At 72.1% G+C, this 14,740-nt stretch carries 19 protein-coding genes; 7 read left to right on the plus strand and 12 right to left on the minus strand.

Annotation, left to right across the window (positions count from 1 at the left end):
* Nucleotides 1–9: 9 nt before the first annotated feature.
* Complete coding sequence (locus ASE68_RS04090; protein ID WP_055855408.1) at nucleotides 10–447, minus strand: MarR family winged helix-turn-helix transcriptional regulator; 438 nt, start codon at nucleotides 445–447, stop codon at nucleotides 10–12.
* Between the two features lie 78 nt (nucleotides 448–525).
* Between ASE68_RS04090 and ASE68_RS04095 the strand changes: the two genes are divergently transcribed.
* The 5 genes from ASE68_RS04095 (at nucleotide 526) to ASE68_RS04115 (ending at nucleotide 6,211) form a co-directional block, all read left to right on the plus strand.
* Nucleotides 526–1,188, plus strand: a complete 663-nt coding sequence (locus ASE68_RS04095) for an NAD(P)H-dependent oxidoreductase (RefSeq protein WP_055855411.1) — start codon at nucleotides 526–528, stop codon at nucleotides 1,186–1,188.
* 161 nt (nucleotides 1,189–1,349) lie between these two features.
* Nucleotides 1,350–1,640, plus strand: coding sequence for a BatC protein (locus ASE68_RS04100; RefSeq protein ID WP_235480755.1), 291 nt, complete (start codon nucleotides 1,350–1,352; stop codon nucleotides 1,638–1,640).
* Nucleotides 1,640–2,878, plus strand: coding sequence for a cupin domain-containing protein (locus tag ASE68_RS04105; protein ID WP_082461977.1), 1,239 nt, complete (start codon nucleotides 1,640–1,642; stop codon nucleotides 2,876–2,878). Before ASE68_RS04100 ends, ASE68_RS04105 begins: the two co-directional genes overlap by 1 nt.
* Nucleotides 2,875–3,789 carry a sucrase ferredoxin gene (locus ASE68_RS04110; protein WP_055855414.1) on the plus strand — a complete coding sequence of 305 codons (915 nt, stop codon included), beginning with the start codon at nucleotides 2,875–2,877 and terminating at the stop codon, nucleotides 3,787–3,789. Before ASE68_RS04105 ends, ASE68_RS04110 begins: the two co-directional genes overlap by 4 nt.
* A gap of 16 nt (nucleotides 3,790–3,805) precedes the next feature.
* A complete protein-coding gene (locus ASE68_RS04115) occupies nucleotides 3,806–6,211 on the plus strand; it encodes an HAD-IC family P-type ATPase (RefSeq protein WP_055855416.1) in 2,406 nt (801 codons plus the stop codon).
* Here ASE68_RS04115 and ASE68_RS04120 read toward each other — a convergent pair.
* Entirely contained in the window at nucleotides 6,144–6,596 is a 453-nt protein-coding gene (locus tag ASE68_RS04120) for a hypothetical protein (RefSeq protein WP_055855418.1), read from the minus strand. The genes ASE68_RS04115 and ASE68_RS04120 overlap by 68 nt on opposite strands.
* Before the next feature lie 147 nt (nucleotides 6,597–6,743).
* Between ASE68_RS04120 and ASE68_RS04125 the strand changes: the two genes are divergently transcribed.
* A complete protein-coding gene (locus ASE68_RS04125) occupies nucleotides 6,744–7,217 on the plus strand; it encodes a cupin domain-containing protein (RefSeq protein ID WP_055855420.1) in 474 nt (157 codons plus the stop codon).
* A 62-nt stretch (nucleotides 7,218–7,279) separates the two neighbouring features.
* On the opposite strand, the gene ASE68_RS20115 is transcribed toward ASE68_RS04125, so the two are convergent.
* The 4 genes from ASE68_RS20115 to ASE68_RS04140 all read right to left on the minus strand — a co-directional run bounded on the left by ASE68_RS20115 (nucleotide 7,280) and on the right by ASE68_RS04140 (nucleotide 9,117).
* Nucleotides 7,280–7,417 carry a hypothetical protein gene (locus tag ASE68_RS20115; protein WP_157421535.1) on the minus strand — a complete coding sequence of 46 codons (138 nt, stop codon included), beginning with the start codon at nucleotides 7,415–7,417 and terminating at the stop codon, nucleotides 7,280–7,282.
* A gap of 99 nt (nucleotides 7,418–7,516) precedes the next feature.
* Nucleotides 7,517–8,050: an ASCH domain-containing protein gene (locus tag ASE68_RS04130; protein WP_055855422.1), complete on the minus strand. Its 534-nt coding sequence runs from the start codon at nucleotides 8,048–8,050 to the stop codon at nucleotides 7,517–7,519.
* Nucleotides 8,051–8,075: 25 nt separating this feature from the next.
* Nucleotides 8,076–8,387, minus strand: a complete 312-nt coding sequence (locus ASE68_RS04135) for a hypothetical protein (RefSeq protein ID WP_055855424.1) — start codon at nucleotides 8,385–8,387, stop codon at nucleotides 8,076–8,078.
* 55 nt (nucleotides 8,388–8,442) lie between these two features.
* Nucleotides 8,443–9,117 (minus strand): hypothetical protein, encoded by a 675-nt coding sequence (locus ASE68_RS04140; protein ID WP_055855426.1) that lies wholly within the window; start codon nucleotides 9,115–9,117, stop codon nucleotides 8,443–8,445.
* A gap of 95 nt (nucleotides 9,118–9,212) precedes the next feature.
* Between ASE68_RS04140 and ASE68_RS04145 the strand changes: the two genes are divergently transcribed.
* Nucleotides 9,213–10,292: a winged helix DNA-binding domain-containing protein gene (locus tag ASE68_RS04145; protein WP_157421536.1), complete on the plus strand. Its 1,080-nt coding sequence runs from the start codon at nucleotides 9,213–9,215 to the stop codon at nucleotides 10,290–10,292.
* 98 nt (nucleotides 10,293–10,390) lie between these two features.
* Here ASE68_RS04145 and ASE68_RS04150 read toward each other — a convergent pair whose 3' ends face one another.
* The 6 genes from ASE68_RS04150 to ASE68_RS04175 all read right to left on the minus strand — a co-directional run bounded on the left by ASE68_RS04150 (nucleotide 10,391) and on the right by ASE68_RS04175 (nucleotide 14,716).
* Nucleotides 10,391–10,795: a DUF6855 family protein gene (locus tag ASE68_RS04150; protein ID WP_055855430.1), complete on the minus strand. Its 405-nt coding sequence runs from the start codon at nucleotides 10,793–10,795 to the stop codon at nucleotides 10,391–10,393.
* 36 nt (nucleotides 10,796–10,831) lie between these two features.
* A complete protein-coding gene (locus tag ASE68_RS04155) occupies nucleotides 10,832–11,626 on the minus strand; it encodes an SDR family oxidoreductase (RefSeq protein WP_055855432.1) in 795 nt (264 codons plus the stop codon).
* 6 nt (nucleotides 11,627–11,632) lie between these two features.
* Nucleotides 11,633–12,403 (minus strand): SDR family oxidoreductase, encoded by a 771-nt coding sequence (locus ASE68_RS04160; protein WP_055855434.1) that lies wholly within the window; start codon nucleotides 12,401–12,403, stop codon nucleotides 11,633–11,635.
* A gap of 99 nt (nucleotides 12,404–12,502) precedes the next feature.
* On the minus strand, nucleotides 12,503–12,865 hold the full coding sequence (locus ASE68_RS04165) for a hypothetical protein (protein ID WP_055855436.1): 363 nt from the start codon (nucleotides 12,863–12,865) through the stop codon (nucleotides 12,503–12,505).
* A complete protein-coding gene (locus ASE68_RS04170) occupies nucleotides 12,855–13,733 on the minus strand; it encodes an RNA polymerase sigma-70 factor (RefSeq protein WP_055855438.1) in 879 nt (292 codons plus the stop codon). The genes ASE68_RS04165 and ASE68_RS04170 overlap by 11 nt, the downstream gene beginning before the upstream one ends.
* Nucleotides 13,734–13,978: 245 nt before the next feature.
* On the minus strand, nucleotides 13,979–14,716 hold the full coding sequence (locus tag ASE68_RS04175; RefSeq protein ID WP_055855440.1) for an alpha/beta fold hydrolase: 738 nt from the start codon (nucleotides 14,714–14,716) through the stop codon (nucleotides 13,979–13,981).
* Nucleotides 14,717–14,740: the final 24 nt, after the last annotated feature.

Consider the following 14,740-nt stretch of genomic DNA (forward strand, 5'->3'; position numbering starts at 1 on the left):
CCGTCGGTCTCAGCCGAGGGCGCGGTTCATCTGCTCGAGCACGCGCAGCGTCGCCCGGAGCTCGTCGGGCTCGGGATCCCACGTGCTGCGGCTCGCGGCGTGCAGGGCGTCGCCTCGGCGCACGAGGTCGGTGCCGGCAGCGGTCAGGCCGAGGACGTTCTCACGGCGATTGTGCGGGCTGGTCTCGACGGTCATGAGCCCGGCCGCGACGGCCTGCTCGATCTGGCGGCTGACCGTGCCCTTGGTGAGACCGAGCCGGTCGGCGATCGCCTGCTGGTTGAGGGGGCCCGGATGCGCGTCGACGACGCTGAGCACGAGGAACTGCGCGAGCGAGATGTCGAGCTCCCGGCGGAAGAGCGCGTCGCCTGTGCGGTCGAGGAGGCCCGCCACGCGGCGGATCAGGTACCAGAGCTGCGCCTGCTCATCGGGGAAGTCGACCTCGTCCATGCCCGGCAGTCTACTGTATTCGTTTGACAGGCGACGGTTGCGCATGCAACCGTTGAGAAAGCAACCGAAGGAGCCGCCATGCGCATCTTGTTCGTCCTCGATCACCCCTACACCCTCGACTCCGCCGAGAACGTGCCGCACCGGCGCAGCTTCACGGCCGCGGTCGCCGACGCCGCGATCCGCGGTGCACGGCAGGCCGGTCATGAGATCGACCTCGTCGACCTCGCCGCCGACGGGTTCGATCCCGTCATGAGCCGCGACGACCTCGTCGCCTGGCGCTTGAAGTCGGTGGTCGATCCCGTCGTGGCCGACTACCAGCGTCGGCTGCTGGCCGCCGATCACGTGGTGTTCGCCTTCCCGGTGTGGTGGGAGGCGATGCCGGCCGCGACCAAGGGGTTCCTCGATCGCGTGCTCACGAAGGGAGTCGTGTTCGAGGAGATCGCCGGCGCCAAGGGCAACCCGTTCCGCAACCTCATGCCCAGGCTCGGGGGCGTCACGGTGCTGTCGATCATGACTACGCCCGACGCGGCCTACCGCTGGTGGTTCCGCGACCCGCTCACGAAGATCATGTTCAAGGGCACCTTCGGCAAGATCGGCGTGAAGAACCTGCGCTGGGTCAACTACGCCGCCATCACCGAGAAGACCGTCGAACAGCGCGAGCGGATGCTGCGCGACACCGAGCAGCGTTTCGTGAACCTGCGCGCGGCCGCCAGCCCGCAACGGCAGCCCGCGCGCGTGTGACCCTCACGGCCGGCTGGCGGGATGAGACTCACCGGATGCGCCTCGAACCACGTGGATCGTGACATCCGCCTGTCAACCCATCGCGACCCGGCGCGACGCTCGTTACGCTGGCGGCAGACGCGCCGCGGCGCCCGGTCGTGGCGGACGAGAAGGGGGATGGCATGTCCATCGGAGACGAAGACATCACGCTCGAACCGAATGAGGGCCGTCAGGACCTCTCTGAGCCGAACCCGACCGACCGGGGCGGCGAGGGCGCTGGCGACGGCGGCGCGAACCCGCACGGCCACGACGGCGGTGCCGACGGGTCTGCCGATCCCGGTGAGGGCACGGCCGACGGGGGAGCGAACCCCGACGGCCACGACGGCGGCGCTGACGGCTCGGCGGGCGAGGGCACGGCCGACGGCGGAGCGAACCCCGCGGGTCACGACGGCGGCGCCGACGGATCGGCGTAGTGCCGGCAGCGGAGCGCGGGTCGAGCACTCGGCCCGCGCTGTCGCGCTGCGTCGGCATGCCGGCGCAGCAGTTCGCCGACGAGGTCTGGGCCCGCACGGCGCTGCTGTCCCGTGCCGACGAACTCCCGTCCGGCTTCGATGACCTGTTCAGCGCCGACGCGGTCGATGAGCTGATCGCCCGCCGCGGCGTGCGCACCCCGTTCATCCGGATGGCTCGCGACGGCACCGTGCTCCCCGCGTCGGCCTACACGGCGTCGGGCGGCTACGGAGCCGAGGTGGGCGACCAGGTCTCGAGCGAGCGCGTGTTCGAGCGCTTCGCGGGCGGCGCGACGATCGTGCTGCAGGGGCTGCACCGCCTCTGGCCGCCGATCATCGACTTCACCCGCGAGCTGGCCGACGAGCTGCGGCATCCGGTGCAGGTGAACGCCTACGTGACGCCGCCGTCGGCGCAGGGCTTCGACCCCCACTACGACACGCACGACGTGTTCGTGCTGCAGGTGTCGGGCGAGAAGCACTGGCGCATCCATGCCCCCGTGCACGTCGACCCGCTGAGCTCGCAGCCGTGGGGCGGGCATCGCGACGCGGTCGCGGTCGCCGCGCTCGAGCCGCCCGTGATCGATGCCGTGCTGCAGCCGGGCGACGCGCTCTACCTGCCGCGCGGCTGGATCCATTCGGCGACGGCGGGCGGCGACGCGACGTCGGTGCACCTGACCGTCGGCATGTCGACGTACACGCACGCCGACGTCGTCTCGGCGCTGGTCGCCCGCGTCGGCGACAGCGATCGCCTGCGCGCCTCGCTGCCGTTGGGCGTCGACTTCGATGACCCCGAGCAGGTCGCCGAGATCCTCCGCGAGACGGCCGGCGCCCTGTCCGAGCTCATCGAGCGAGCGGATGCCGCGGGCACGGCCCAGGCCCTCGCTCGGCGCTTCGAGCGCGACATCCGCCCCGAGCCGTTGGCGCCGCTGGCCACGCTGGCCGCGCTCGCGGAGCTCGACGCGTCGGCGACCGTGCGCTGGCGCGGCTCACTGCGCGTGCGCGTCGAGACCGACGGCGATCGGGTGCGCATCGTGTCGAGCGCGAAGACCCTGTCGCTGCCGGTCGAGGCCGAGGCCGCGATGCGCCGCCTCGTCGAGGGCGACCCGATCGCGGTCGGCGACCTGCCGGGGCTCGACGCCGCGAGCGCCGTCGTGGTCGCGCGGCGGCTCGTCCGTGAGGGATTCGCGGTGACGCCCGCGTGACGCTCGCCGCCGAGCCATGGGCGCCGTGCAGCGACCGCGCCCGCGAGCGGAGCGATCCGCTCGCGGGCACCGCGCCGCGCGGCATGCGGTGGCTGCTGCTCGAGGTGGCGACCAGCTGGGGCCCGAACGCCCTGCTCGATGCGCCGTTCGACCGGGAGCTCGGTCGGCGCATCGTGCGGCGTGCGGAGGCGGCCGACCTGCGCATCCTCGCCATCCGGCGGCCGGGCCGGCGGGTGCCGCCGGCCGTGCAGCGGTGGGCGATCGTCGACTCCCGCCCGGGCAGCGAGTCGATCGCCTGGGGCGAGGCGACGGATGCCGCGGCGCTCCTCGAGATTCCGCTCGACGGTTCGGCGGGCAGGCCGTCGACCGAGCCGATCTACGCGGTGTGCGCCCATGGCCGGCACGACCGCTGCTGCGCGGTGCGCGGACGCCGGGTCGCCGCCGCGCTCGCCGCCGCCCGACCCGAGCAGACGTGGGAGTGCTCGCACGTCGGTGGCGATCGCTTCGCCGGCACGATGGTCGTGTTCCCGCACGGGCTGTACTACGGCTACGCCGACGACGGCGACCCCGTGCGCATCGCCGACGCGTTCGACGCCGGGCGCGTGGTGCCCGACCGGCTGCGGGGGCGGAGCTCGCTCAGCCACCCCGTGCAGGCGGCGCAGCACTACGCGCGGCAGGAGTTCGGCGACGATCGCATCGGCGCGTACCCGCCGCTCGAGCAGGTCGCGACCGACGGCGGATGGCGCGTGCGGCTCGGACTCGGCGGCGCCGGTGACCTCGCCGATGACGGCTCGGTCGTGGTGGACCTCGCCGAGGAGGCCTCGTCGCCGCTGCTCTCGACGTGCGCCGCGACGCGCCTCGTGCAGGTTCGGCAGTACGGCCTGCGCGGCATCGGCCGACGCGGGGCCTGACCGATAGTCTCCCGACATGAGCGCGACGGATGTCGAGACCCCGACCGGCCTCACCACCGCCGAGGTGGCGCAGCGCGTCGCCGACGGGCGCACGAACGCATTCACGCAGCAGTCGAGCCGCAGCGTGGCGAGCATCATCCGCGCGAACGTGCTCACGCTGTTCAACGGCATCATCGCGGCCTGTTTCCTCGTGCTGCTGCTCCTCGGGCGCTGGCAGGACGCGCTGTTCGGCATCAGTGCGATCGCGAACACCGTCATCGGCTCCGTGCAGGAGTTCCGCGCCAAGGCCGCCCTCGACAAGCTCGCCCTGCTGCACGCGCCGCGGGCGCGGGTGCGACGCGACGCCGAGGTCGCCGAGGTCGCCGTGGCGGAGGTCGTGGTCGACGACCTGCTCGTGCTGCGCGCCGGCGACCAGGTTCCGGCCGACGCCCGCGTCGTGACATCCGCTCACCTGCAGCTCGACGAGTCGATGCTCACGGGCGAGTCCGACGCGGTCGACAAGGTGCCCGGCGACGAGGTGCTGTCGGGGTCGGTGGTGATCGCCGGCGAGGGCGAGGCGGTCGTAGTGCGCGCCGGCGCCGACTCGTTCGCGAACTCCCTCGCCGCGGAGGCGAAGAAGTTCTCGCTCGTCGCGAGCGAACTGCGTTCGTCGATCGACAAGGTGCTGCGCGTCGTGAGCTGGATCGTCGGGCCGATCGCGCTGCTCGTCTTCAACGCCCAGATCTTCGTGTTCGGCGGCTGGGAGAAGGCCTTCGAGTCCGGCGACTGGCGCCAGGCGGCGGTGAACACGATCGCGGCCCTCGTCGCGATGATCCCCCTCGGACTCGTGCTCATGACGAGCATCGCCTTCGCCGTCGGAGCCGTGAAGCTCGCCAGGCAGCAGGTGCTCGTGCAGGAGCTCGCCGCGGTCGAGGGGCTCGCCCGTGTCGACCTCATCTGCCTCGACAAGACCGGCACGCTCACCGAGGGCAGCATCGTCTTCGATGCCGAGCATCCGCTCGCTCCGGATGCCGCGCCCGCCGGGTGGCGTGCGGCACTCGCCTGGTACGGCGCCGAGCCCGACGCGAACGCCACCGCACGCTGCCTCGCCGAGCCGTACTCGGAGGCGCCGTCGGCCGCGCCGGTCGCGCGCATCCCGTTCTCGTCGGCGCGCAAGTGGAGCGCGGTCGCCTTCGCCGAGGGCGCGGATGCCGCGGGCAGCTGGGTGCTCGGCGGGCCCGAGATGGTCTTCCCCGACGACCGGCTCGCGGGCGACGCGCGGCGGCTCGCGGCATCCGGACTCCGCACCCTCGTGCTCGCGCACAGCACGGCACCCCTCGACGAGGAGGCCGAGTCGCTGCCCGACGGACTCGAGGCGGTCGCGCTGCTCACGTTCCGCGAGCGCATCAGGTCGGATGCCGCGGAGACGCTCGCGTACTTCGCCGAGCAGGGCGTGGCCGTGCGCATCATCTCGGGCGACAACCCCGACACGGTCGCCGCGATCGCGCGCACGGTGGGCCTCGATGCGCCGGGCGGCTTCGACGCGCGGCAGCTGCCCGAGGACCCCGCCGAGCTCGCCGAGGTGCTGCAGCAGCACCTCGTCTTCGGACGCGTGACGCCGCAGCAGAAGAAGGCGATCGTCGTCGCGCTGAAGCAGGCGGGCCACACCGTCGCGATGACCGGCGACGGCGTCAACGACGCGCTCGCGATCAAGGAGGCCGACATCGGCATCGCCATGGAGTCGGGCGCCGCAGCGACGAAGGCGGTCGCGCGCATCGTGCTGCTCGACGGGCGGTTCTCGCACCTGCCGCGGGTCGTCGCCGAAGGGCGGCAGGTGATCGCGAACATCGAGCGCGTCTCGATGCTGTTCCTCACGAAGACGGTCTACGCGACCGGGCTCGCGGTGCTCTTCGGGGCGTTCGTGCTCGAGTTCCCGTTCCTGCCGCGGCAGCTGTCGGTGATCGACGGGCTCACGATCGGCCTGCCCGCCTTCTTCCTCGCGCTCATGCCGAACGCGCGGCGCTACGTGCCGGGGTTCCTGCGGCGCTCACTGAGCTTCGCGATCCCGGCCGGCGTCGTCGTCGCGCTCGCGCTCTTCGTCTACAGCTGGCTCGCGACGCAGGCCGGCATCGGCCAGGACGAGCTGCGCACCGGCTCGACGCTCCTGCTGACGGTCATCGGACTCTGGGTGCTCACGGTGCTCTCACGACCGATCGACGGCTGGAAGATCCTCATCATCGGCTCGATGATGCTCGGGCTGATCGTGGTCTACTCGGTGCCGCTCATCACGGAGTTCCTCGTGTTCGTCGATCCGTCGATCGTCACGGCGGCCCTGGTGCTGGTGGTCGCCGTCGTGGCCATCTCGGCGATCGAGGTCATCCGCTTCTTCCACCTGCGCTATGTGCGAAGAACCGCGCGGTTCGACCCGTCCACAGCACCGTGACGGCGGCCGCCACGAGCACGAGGTCGACGATGACGAACCACTGGTCGGGCGACGCGAAGAGGATCACGACGTCGAGCGCGATCGTGACGCCGAGCAGCGCCGTCACGAGCACGCGGGCGTCGCGCCGGGCTCGGGTGAGCCCGGAGGCGATGGTGATCACGAACAGGCCGAGCAGCACGATGCACGCTCCGACGATCGTCACGACGAGGCGTTCGGCGTCGTTCGTATCGGGCAGGTAGCGACCGAACATCACCGCGATGCCCGCAATGACCTGCGCGACGCCCGTGAGGTAGCCGAGCACCACCGCGACGACGAGCTCGGGCGGCGGGCGATGCGGCGCCGTCGGCGAGGACTCCGCCGTCGCGTCGTCGGTCTGCTCGGTCATACGGGCGACCTTAGCGCCGGGCGGCCGCCCGCGGCATCCGGAACCGCAGCGAGGCAGCATCCGTGCGGTGAATCCGTCGGCGATCACGACCCGGGCGGATACCGCAAGGGCTGGCAGCGGCGCGGCATCCGGGCATAGCGTCGAGGCATGACGATCGACAACGGACCCAAGCCGAACGTGTTCGACCTCGAGACGGCGACGAAGCAGAACGAGAACTACCGAACCGTCGCCTGGAGCGGCAAGTACCTGCAGGTGACGCTCATGTCGATTCCCGTGGGGGAGTCGATCGGGCTCGAGGCGCACCCCGAGACCGACCAGTTCCTGCGGCTCGACGCCGGCCGCGGACTCGTGAAGATGGGCCCGTCGGAGCACGACCTCCCCATTCAGGAGGAGGTCTCCGACGGCTGGAGCATCCAGGTGCCCGCCGGCACGTGGCACGACGTCGAGAACATCGGCGACGAGCCCATGCGCCTCTACGTCGTCTACGCCCCCGTGCACCACGCGGCGGGCATCGTGCAGGCCACGAAGGGCGACGCCGATCGCGACGAGGAGTCCGGTGTCGACGAGCCGCCGTCGTGGGCTGTCGAGCCCGAAGAGGGCAAGCCCGACGAGCACGCCTGATCCGGCCGCCTGCGCCCGGACTCTCGCGCCTGGGCGCTCAAGGCCGGGCGCTCAGGGTTGGGCTAGGGACGGTCGAGCATCGTGAGTTCGAAGACCGGATGCCGGTCGGCCTCCGCAGCGAAGGCCGCGGGCGGGTCGTCGGCCGCCGCCGTGAAGTACGGCAGCACGAGCGGGGCGACGGCGACGTAGCGCTTCAGCACCGGACCGACCTCGTCGGGCGAGGCCTCGCGAGTGGTGAATCGCCGGTCGGAAGTCTCGTCGGCGATTCACGGGAGTTCAAGGGGTTGCGAGCGGATGGGTCAGTCGGCGACCTCGGCGGGCCACACGACGGTGAAGCGCTCGAGCACGATCTCGAGGTCGGGTGTCCAATCGGACCCGAGGCGCTGGGTCGCTCGTCGCCAGTACCGGATGTGCGCGTCGCGCCACCACGCGAGTGAGCGATCACCCTCGCCCTCGTCGTACGCGAAGGCCTCGTCGACCTGATCGACCGTCGCGATGCGGAGTTCCGTACTGCGGAGGATGGCGCGGGGCCGCCCGAACGAGTCGCAGGCGATCCAGTGGCTGCCGACGCGCGGGAGCGGTTGCCCCTCGGCCTCGAACTCGACGACGAGGCTCGCCGTCGCCCGCTTGGTCCCCTCGAGCACGAGTCCGATGAGCTCGTCGGTGAGGTCGGGATGATCGCCGAACTGCTCGACCGAAGGCGGCTCGGCATCGGTCGCGCGCGCGGGCAGAGCCGTTCGGTACGCCTCCCACAGTTCGGCCGCGGCGGCACGATCGACCGGGGCGTTGGCGGCGAGGCCGGCGGCGGACGTGTCGGTGGGGGGAGTCTCCATACGAGCCAGTCTTGCAGGCGCGGATTCAGCCCGGTTCGCTTGCACGGATCCGCCCGCGCAGGAACGGCAGCGCGGGTGCCCGGTAGGTGAGCGCCGGGGCGTGGTGCGGCTCGAGCGCGACCTCCGCCTGCCCGAAGCGCCAGACGCGGTTGAAGAGGTAGACGCCGACGATCACGTTCTCTTCGGCGGCGACCTGCCAGGTGCCGACGCCCCACTGCGCGGGCTGCCCGCGCTCGCCGATGACGAGGGTCGGCCTGATGCCCCAGTAGAGCGCGTACCACGGCCGGTGCAGGGTCAGTTCGATGCGGCGGGTCGGCCTCGCGTCGGGGCCCGTCACCGATCGGCCGGTGCGTGTGCGCGCCCGCCGTGCCGCGTCGACTGCTCGTGCATCGTCACTCCCGTTCGTCGTGCGCCCCGGCCAAGGCTAGCCGCCGCGGAGAGGATCGGGAGAGCCTGCGGAACGGGATGGCCGAGGCGACGATGAGCGTGCACATGAGGGCGAGGTCGAAGACCGCGAGCCAGGCGCCGCGCGGCGTCGTGAGCGCGAGCGCGCTGTCGCGCAGCAACGGGCCGGTCAGCAGTGCCCCGGCGAGCGAGATGCCGAACGCGAGCACCCCGCAGGCGATCCGAGTCCAGAGCGGGCGCCCGCCGCCGAGCGCGTAGCCGCCGCCGATCGCGGTGAGCGCCACGAGCACCGCTCCGCCGCCGAGCCCCTCGCGGAGGAAATCGGCCAGGGCGCCGGGGCGCAGCATCGGCGCGATCGCGAACGCCAGGGGGGCCGCGGCGCACCATCGCAGCATCCGTCGTTCGCGAACGGATGCCGCGGGGCCGACGCCCGAGGCCCAGCCGAACGCCGCCCCGACGAGCAGCCCGGGCAGCAGCACGCCCTCGAACGTGCCCCATGAGAACGACGACGCTGGTCCGCTGAGCTCGGCCATCCACGCGCGCAGGGCGCCGGCCCAGGCGAGGCCTGCCGCCGCTCCGACGGCGATGTGCGTCCAGCGGGCTCGCCGCGTCATCCATCTCGTGTCCGTGTCGCCCGGCTCGGCGACGGTGCGCTCGCTCATGGCTCCTCCTCGGTGGAACGCTGACGACGGTACGCCGAGACCGCCTCCGCGGCATCCGGGTGTTCACCGACGGCGGGGCCGAATACGCTGCGAACATGACCACCGATCGCGAACTCGCTCGTTGGCGACTGCGCTCGCAGCGGCTCGCCGCATCCTCGGGCACGGCCGAGGAGGTCGTGCGCGCCCTCGGCGCCGTGCAGGCCGAGAACGCGTCGCAGTCGGCATGGGCGGTCGCGACCCGCACGGCCTCGCCCGCCCGGGTCGACCTCGCCGGCGCGCTCGTCGACGGTCGGGTGCTGCGCCTGCACGTGCTGCGCTCGACCTGGCACTACGTGCACGCCGACGACGCACTCTGGCTGCAGGAACTCACGAGGCCGCGGGTGATGCCGATCTTCGAGCAGCAGTTGCAGCCGATCGCCGACCGGGTCGAGGCGCTCGGCGAGGTCGTCGAGGCGATGCTCGCCGAATCGCCCGATCGGACGCGGCCGGAGGTCGCCGCTGCGCTCGCCGAACGAGATGAAGAGCTCACGGGCCAGCAGCTCATGCTGCTGCTCGGCCGGCTCGAGGTGCTCGGCTTGGTGTGCAGCGGCGCGCCGCGCGACGGCGAGCACACCTATGCGCTCCTCGCCGATCGCGTGCCCGACGTGCGCCGTCTCGACCGCGATGAGGCGCTCGCCGAGCTGGCGCTGCGGTACTTCACCGCGCACGGGCCCGCGACGGAGCGCGACCTCGCATACTGGGCCACCCTCACCGTGACCGACGTGCGCAGAGGCATCGCGGCCGTGGTCGACCGGCTCGACTCCTTCGAGCACGACGGACGCACCTACTGGCATGCGAGCGGCGACCTGCCGACATCCGCGGCGCCGACGGATGACGAGCCGGCCGGACACCTGCTGCAGGTGCTCGACGAGATGTACCGCGGATACCAGGACTCGCGCTGGGTGCTCGATGCCGATGGCGTCGTGCCACGAGCCCGCGAGGCCGCGATCGGCATGGCCCTCGTCGACGGGCAGCTGGTCGCCGCCATGAAGCGGACGCTCACCGCGTCCTCCGTCAGGTTCGCGGTGCGGCCGTACCGACCGCTCCGGCCGCGCGAGGTCGACGCGGTTCAGGAGGCGGCAGACCGCTACGGCGCGTACCTCGGCCTCGAGGCGAGGGTCGAGCTCGACGGCTGACCCCTGACGGTCGGCGCCGGCGCACCCCGCGCAAGCGCCGAGGCGTCCGCGTGGGCCGGACCGTGACATCCGCCGCCCACCGGCGCATCGGCTGACGCTCAGATCGCGCGTATGCGGTTGTTGCGCTTGTCGTGGGTGAGCTCGGCGAGCCCGAGCGCCTCGAGCAGCGGGGGCAGGTACATGCCGAACCTGCCCCGGTAGCCCTTGCGCAGCCCGTACCAACCTCCGACGGGATTCGCCTCATCGCGACCCCACGCCTCGACGGTGCCGGGTTGCGCCGGCTTCTGCTCGTCGGCGGCCCCGAGGTCGACCCAGTCGGCCTGCTCGCGCAGCCAGGCAGCGAGGTCGTCGACCGCGCTCAGACGGTACTTCAGGGTCGTCGATCCGACCTGGCACACGAGCGCCGGGGGATCGGCGTCCTCGTCGCGGTGCATCGTGTAGGCGCTCGTGCCCGGAGCCGTGCTGAGCTGCCACGGGTCGTCTGCGGATCCGGTTCCGGTCATGGCGTCCTCCGATCGCGGGGTGCTGCGAGGCAGATGCTACGCCCGCACGTCGGGCGCGGCCACAGCGGGTTCGTATGCCCGGCCGCCGGCGGCGAACCAGTCGTCGTAGCGCGTCGCCGCGATCGTCGCGTCGGGCCCGGGCAGGAGCTCGCGTTCGTCGAGGTCGGTGCCGAAGTACCGGGCCAACGGGTCGACGCGGACGTCGCGCAGGTCGCTGCGTTCGCGCAGGTGACGATGCACGAGCTCCTCGAGCCGGAACTGCTCCGGCCCTGCGAACTCCACCATCCGGCCGAGCGGCGACCCGACGGCGGTCGAGGCCACCGCGGCGGCCACGTCGTCGGCGGCCATCGGCTGGAACAGCGCCTGCGAGAGCCGCACGACGTTGCGACTCGTGCCGGCATCCGCGATGTTCGCGATGAACTCGAAGAACTGGGTCGCGTGCACGATCGAGAACGGTCGGCCCGACTGCCGGATGAGCCGCTCCTGGGTCGCCTTCGCGGCGAAGTAGCCGCCCTCGGAGCCGGCGAGGCGATCCGTGCCGACGACCGAGAGCGCGACGTGGTGCGCCACGTCTGCCGCTGCGCCGTATGTCAACAGGTTCAACGTCGAGGCGTAGAAGAACTCGTTCGCGGCCGCCTCATCGAGGTAGTCCGAGTTCGACACGTCGATGAGCGCCTCCGCACCGGCGAGGGCCTCTGCCAGGCCCTCGCCGGTGTAGGAGTTGACGCCCGTCGCACGCGAGGCGACGACGACGTCGTGGCCGTCGGCCTGGAGCCGTGCCACGAGCCGCGTGCCGATGAGGCCGGTGCCGCCGATGACTGCGATGCGCATGGCTGGCTACTTCACCGAGGCGGCCGGCGCCGACTGCGCGGCCAGCCACTCCGCGAACGTGGTCGTCGACAGCTGCGCGTCGGCGCTCGTCGGCACGAGTTCGGTGCCCGTGAGCTTCGTGCCGAAGTACGGCGCCTCGGGGTCGCCGATCACGGTGCGCGAGTCGCCCCTCGCCGTCAGGCCGAGGCGCACGAACTCGTCCTGGCCGAGGCGCTCGGGCCCGCCGATCTCGAGGGTTGCGTTGAGCGGCTCGCCGGCGGCGATGCGGGCGACGGCGGCCGAGACATCCGCTGCCGCGATGGGCTGCATGAGTCCGGTGCTGAGGCGGGCGGTGCCGTCGACGGTCGCCTCGTCGGCGATGCGGCCGGCGAACTCGAAGAACTGCGTCGCGCGCACGATCGAGTACGGCAGGCCGGACTCCTCGATCAGCTGCTCCTGCGCGACCTTCGCGCGCAGGTAGCCGCTGCTCGGCAGGAGCTCCGCGCCCACGATCGAGAGGGCGACGTGGTGCGTCACGCCGGCGGCGCGTTCGCCCTCGAGGAGGTTCGCGGTCGAGGTGGTGAAGAACGCGAGCACGTCGTCGTCGGCGAACGACGGCGAGTTCGACACGTCGACGACGACGTTCGCGCCCTCGAGCACCTCGGCGAGGCCCTCGCCGGTGATGGTGTTCACGCCCGAGTTCGGCGATGCGGCGACGGCCTCGTGACCGTGCTCGACGAGGTGCTCGACGACCTTGGATCCGATGAGGCCGGTGCCTCCGATGACGACGATCTTCATGACTTCAGTGCCTTCCGTCGTGGCCGCGGTGGTTCCGCTGCCGTCATGAAGCTCTGACCGGGCATGCGTCGCATCTGTGACGGATGTCGCGAAACGCGTTCAGTCGATCGCCGGCCGTCGGCGGTTCCACGGAGCGAGCTTCCTGGGCGCGGTCGAGACCCACAGCGTCTCGATCGCCTCGGAGCCGTCGATGGCGAGCACGCCGACCACCTCGTCGTCGGGTCGGCGCAGTGCGAGGCCGGGGCGCCCGTTGACGTGCGCGGGGAGGATCGTGGCATCCGGATGCCTCGACAACCGCTCGTGCAGGGTGCGCACGACGCATGCCCGCCCGTACGCCTCGCCGCCGGTCTCGTCGCCGGAGTCGACGACGAGGCGCACGTCACGGGTCAGCACGCTCGCCAGGGCGACCTCGTTCCACGGGTGCAGGGCGGCGAGGAGGCGAGCGGCGAGATCATGCTGCACGGGAGGCCACGGCCCCGAGCTTCTCGGGGTTCATCATCCAGAGCAGCTGGTCGATGCCGTGCGCGCCGGCGACCACGGTGAGCACGGCGAACGTCGTGCCCTCCTTCGAGAGCATCACCGACGGCTGGCCGTTCGTCTCGGCCTCGGTGATCTCCACGCCCTCCCAGAAGTGGGTGCGGAAGGCGCGAACGAACTTCGCGACCCGCAGGCGCCCCACCACCGGGAACTTCGAGGCGCGCACGCGGCCGCCGCCGTCGGAGTACGAGACCACGTCCTCGGCGAAGAGCCGCTCGAGCTCGACCAGGTCGCCGGTCTTCGCGGCGCTCAGGAACGCGGTCAGCAGCCGTCGCTGCTCGTGCCGGCTCACCTCGCGACGGGTCTCGCCGGCGAGGTGCTTGCGGGCGCGGCTGACCAGCTGCCTGGCCGCGGGCTCCGAGACCTGCACGATCTCGCAGATCTGGTCGTAGGGGTAGGCGAACGCCTCGCGCAGCACGTAGGCGGCCCGCTCGGTGGGGGTGAGCTTCTCGAGCATCACGAGCACGGCGAAGCCCAGGGCCTCGGCCCGTTCGGCGCCGAGCGTGGGGTCGGCGCTCGTGTCGACGGGCTCGGGCAGCCACGGGCCGATGTACGTCTCGCGGCGGGCGTGCGCCGACTGCAGCGCGTTGATCGCGAGCCGGGTCGTCGTCGTGGCGAGGAACGCGGGCGGATTCTCGACGACCGTGCGGTCGGTGCCCTGCCAGCGCAGCCAGGCGTCCTGCACGATGTCCTCGGCCTCGCCGGCGCTGCCGAGCATGCGGTAGGCGATGCCGAAGAGCCTCCCGCGCACGGCTTCGAATGCGGCGAGTGCGTCGTCGAGGTTCTCGTCCATGTCGTGTCCCGTCGGTCGGCGGAGGGACCGCAGCCGTCCCCTCTGCAGCTACGACCGCGCAGCAGCCCGCGCTGTGACGACATCCGCCAAGAAATCTTCGAACGCTCGCATGCTATTCCGGATGCCGCGGCCCGGCGAGCGTTCTCCGGCTCGGGTCGCGTCGGGCGAGCGGATGCCGCGGGCGGGCGAGGTGCAATGGCCCCGCCTGTCTGCGGCATCCGTTCGACGCCGACGGCGACCGCGGACTACGCGGCCGCGCGCTGCCCCACCACGTGGGCGACGGCCTCGAGGATCGCGGCGGCGACCGCCTGGGGCTGCGACACGCTCACGGCATGCGAGGCTCCGGCGATCTCGTTCGTTCCGAGCGAGGAGGCCCGCTCGGCGCCGGCGCGGTGCACGGCGGCGGGGATGTTGCGGTCCTCGGCGCCGAAGACGTGCCACGAGGGGCGGTCGGTCCATCCGGGGGCCTGCGCCTGCACGGGGTCCTTCAGGGCGGCCTCGGTCACGGGGCGCTGGGTCGCACCCATGAGCCCGGCGACCTGCACGGGCACGTCGGCGGCGAACTGCTCGCGGAAGCGGTCCCGGCGGATCACGAGTTCGACGCCGCCCGTCGAGACGGGGTGCGCGTCGAGCGCCTCGCCCAGGGTGGATCCGGGGGCGCTCGCCGAGAGGGAGAACGCGCTGTCGCCCGGCTCGGGCACGAACGCGGCGGCGTAGACGAGTGCGGCGACCTGGTCGTTGCCGGCGGAGGCCTCGCTGATCACGAGTCCGCCGTAGGAGTGGCCGACGAGCACGACGGGCCCCTCGATCGAGGCGATGACGTCGCGCACGTACGCCGCGTCGCCGGCCAGGGTGCGCAGCGGGTTGGCGACGGCGACCGAGGTGACGCCCTCGGCGTAGAGGCGTTCGATGACGCCGTTCCAGCTTGCGGATTCGGCGAACGCTCCGTGCACGAGCACGACGGTCGGCTTCTGTTCTGACATGGCGGTTCCCTTCTCGGATCGACG

This window comes from Agromyces sp. Leaf222 (assembly GCF_001421565.1).
In the GTDB taxonomy this organism is placed as follows: domain Bacteria; phylum Actinomycetota; class Actinomycetes; order Actinomycetales; family Microbacteriaceae; genus Agromyces.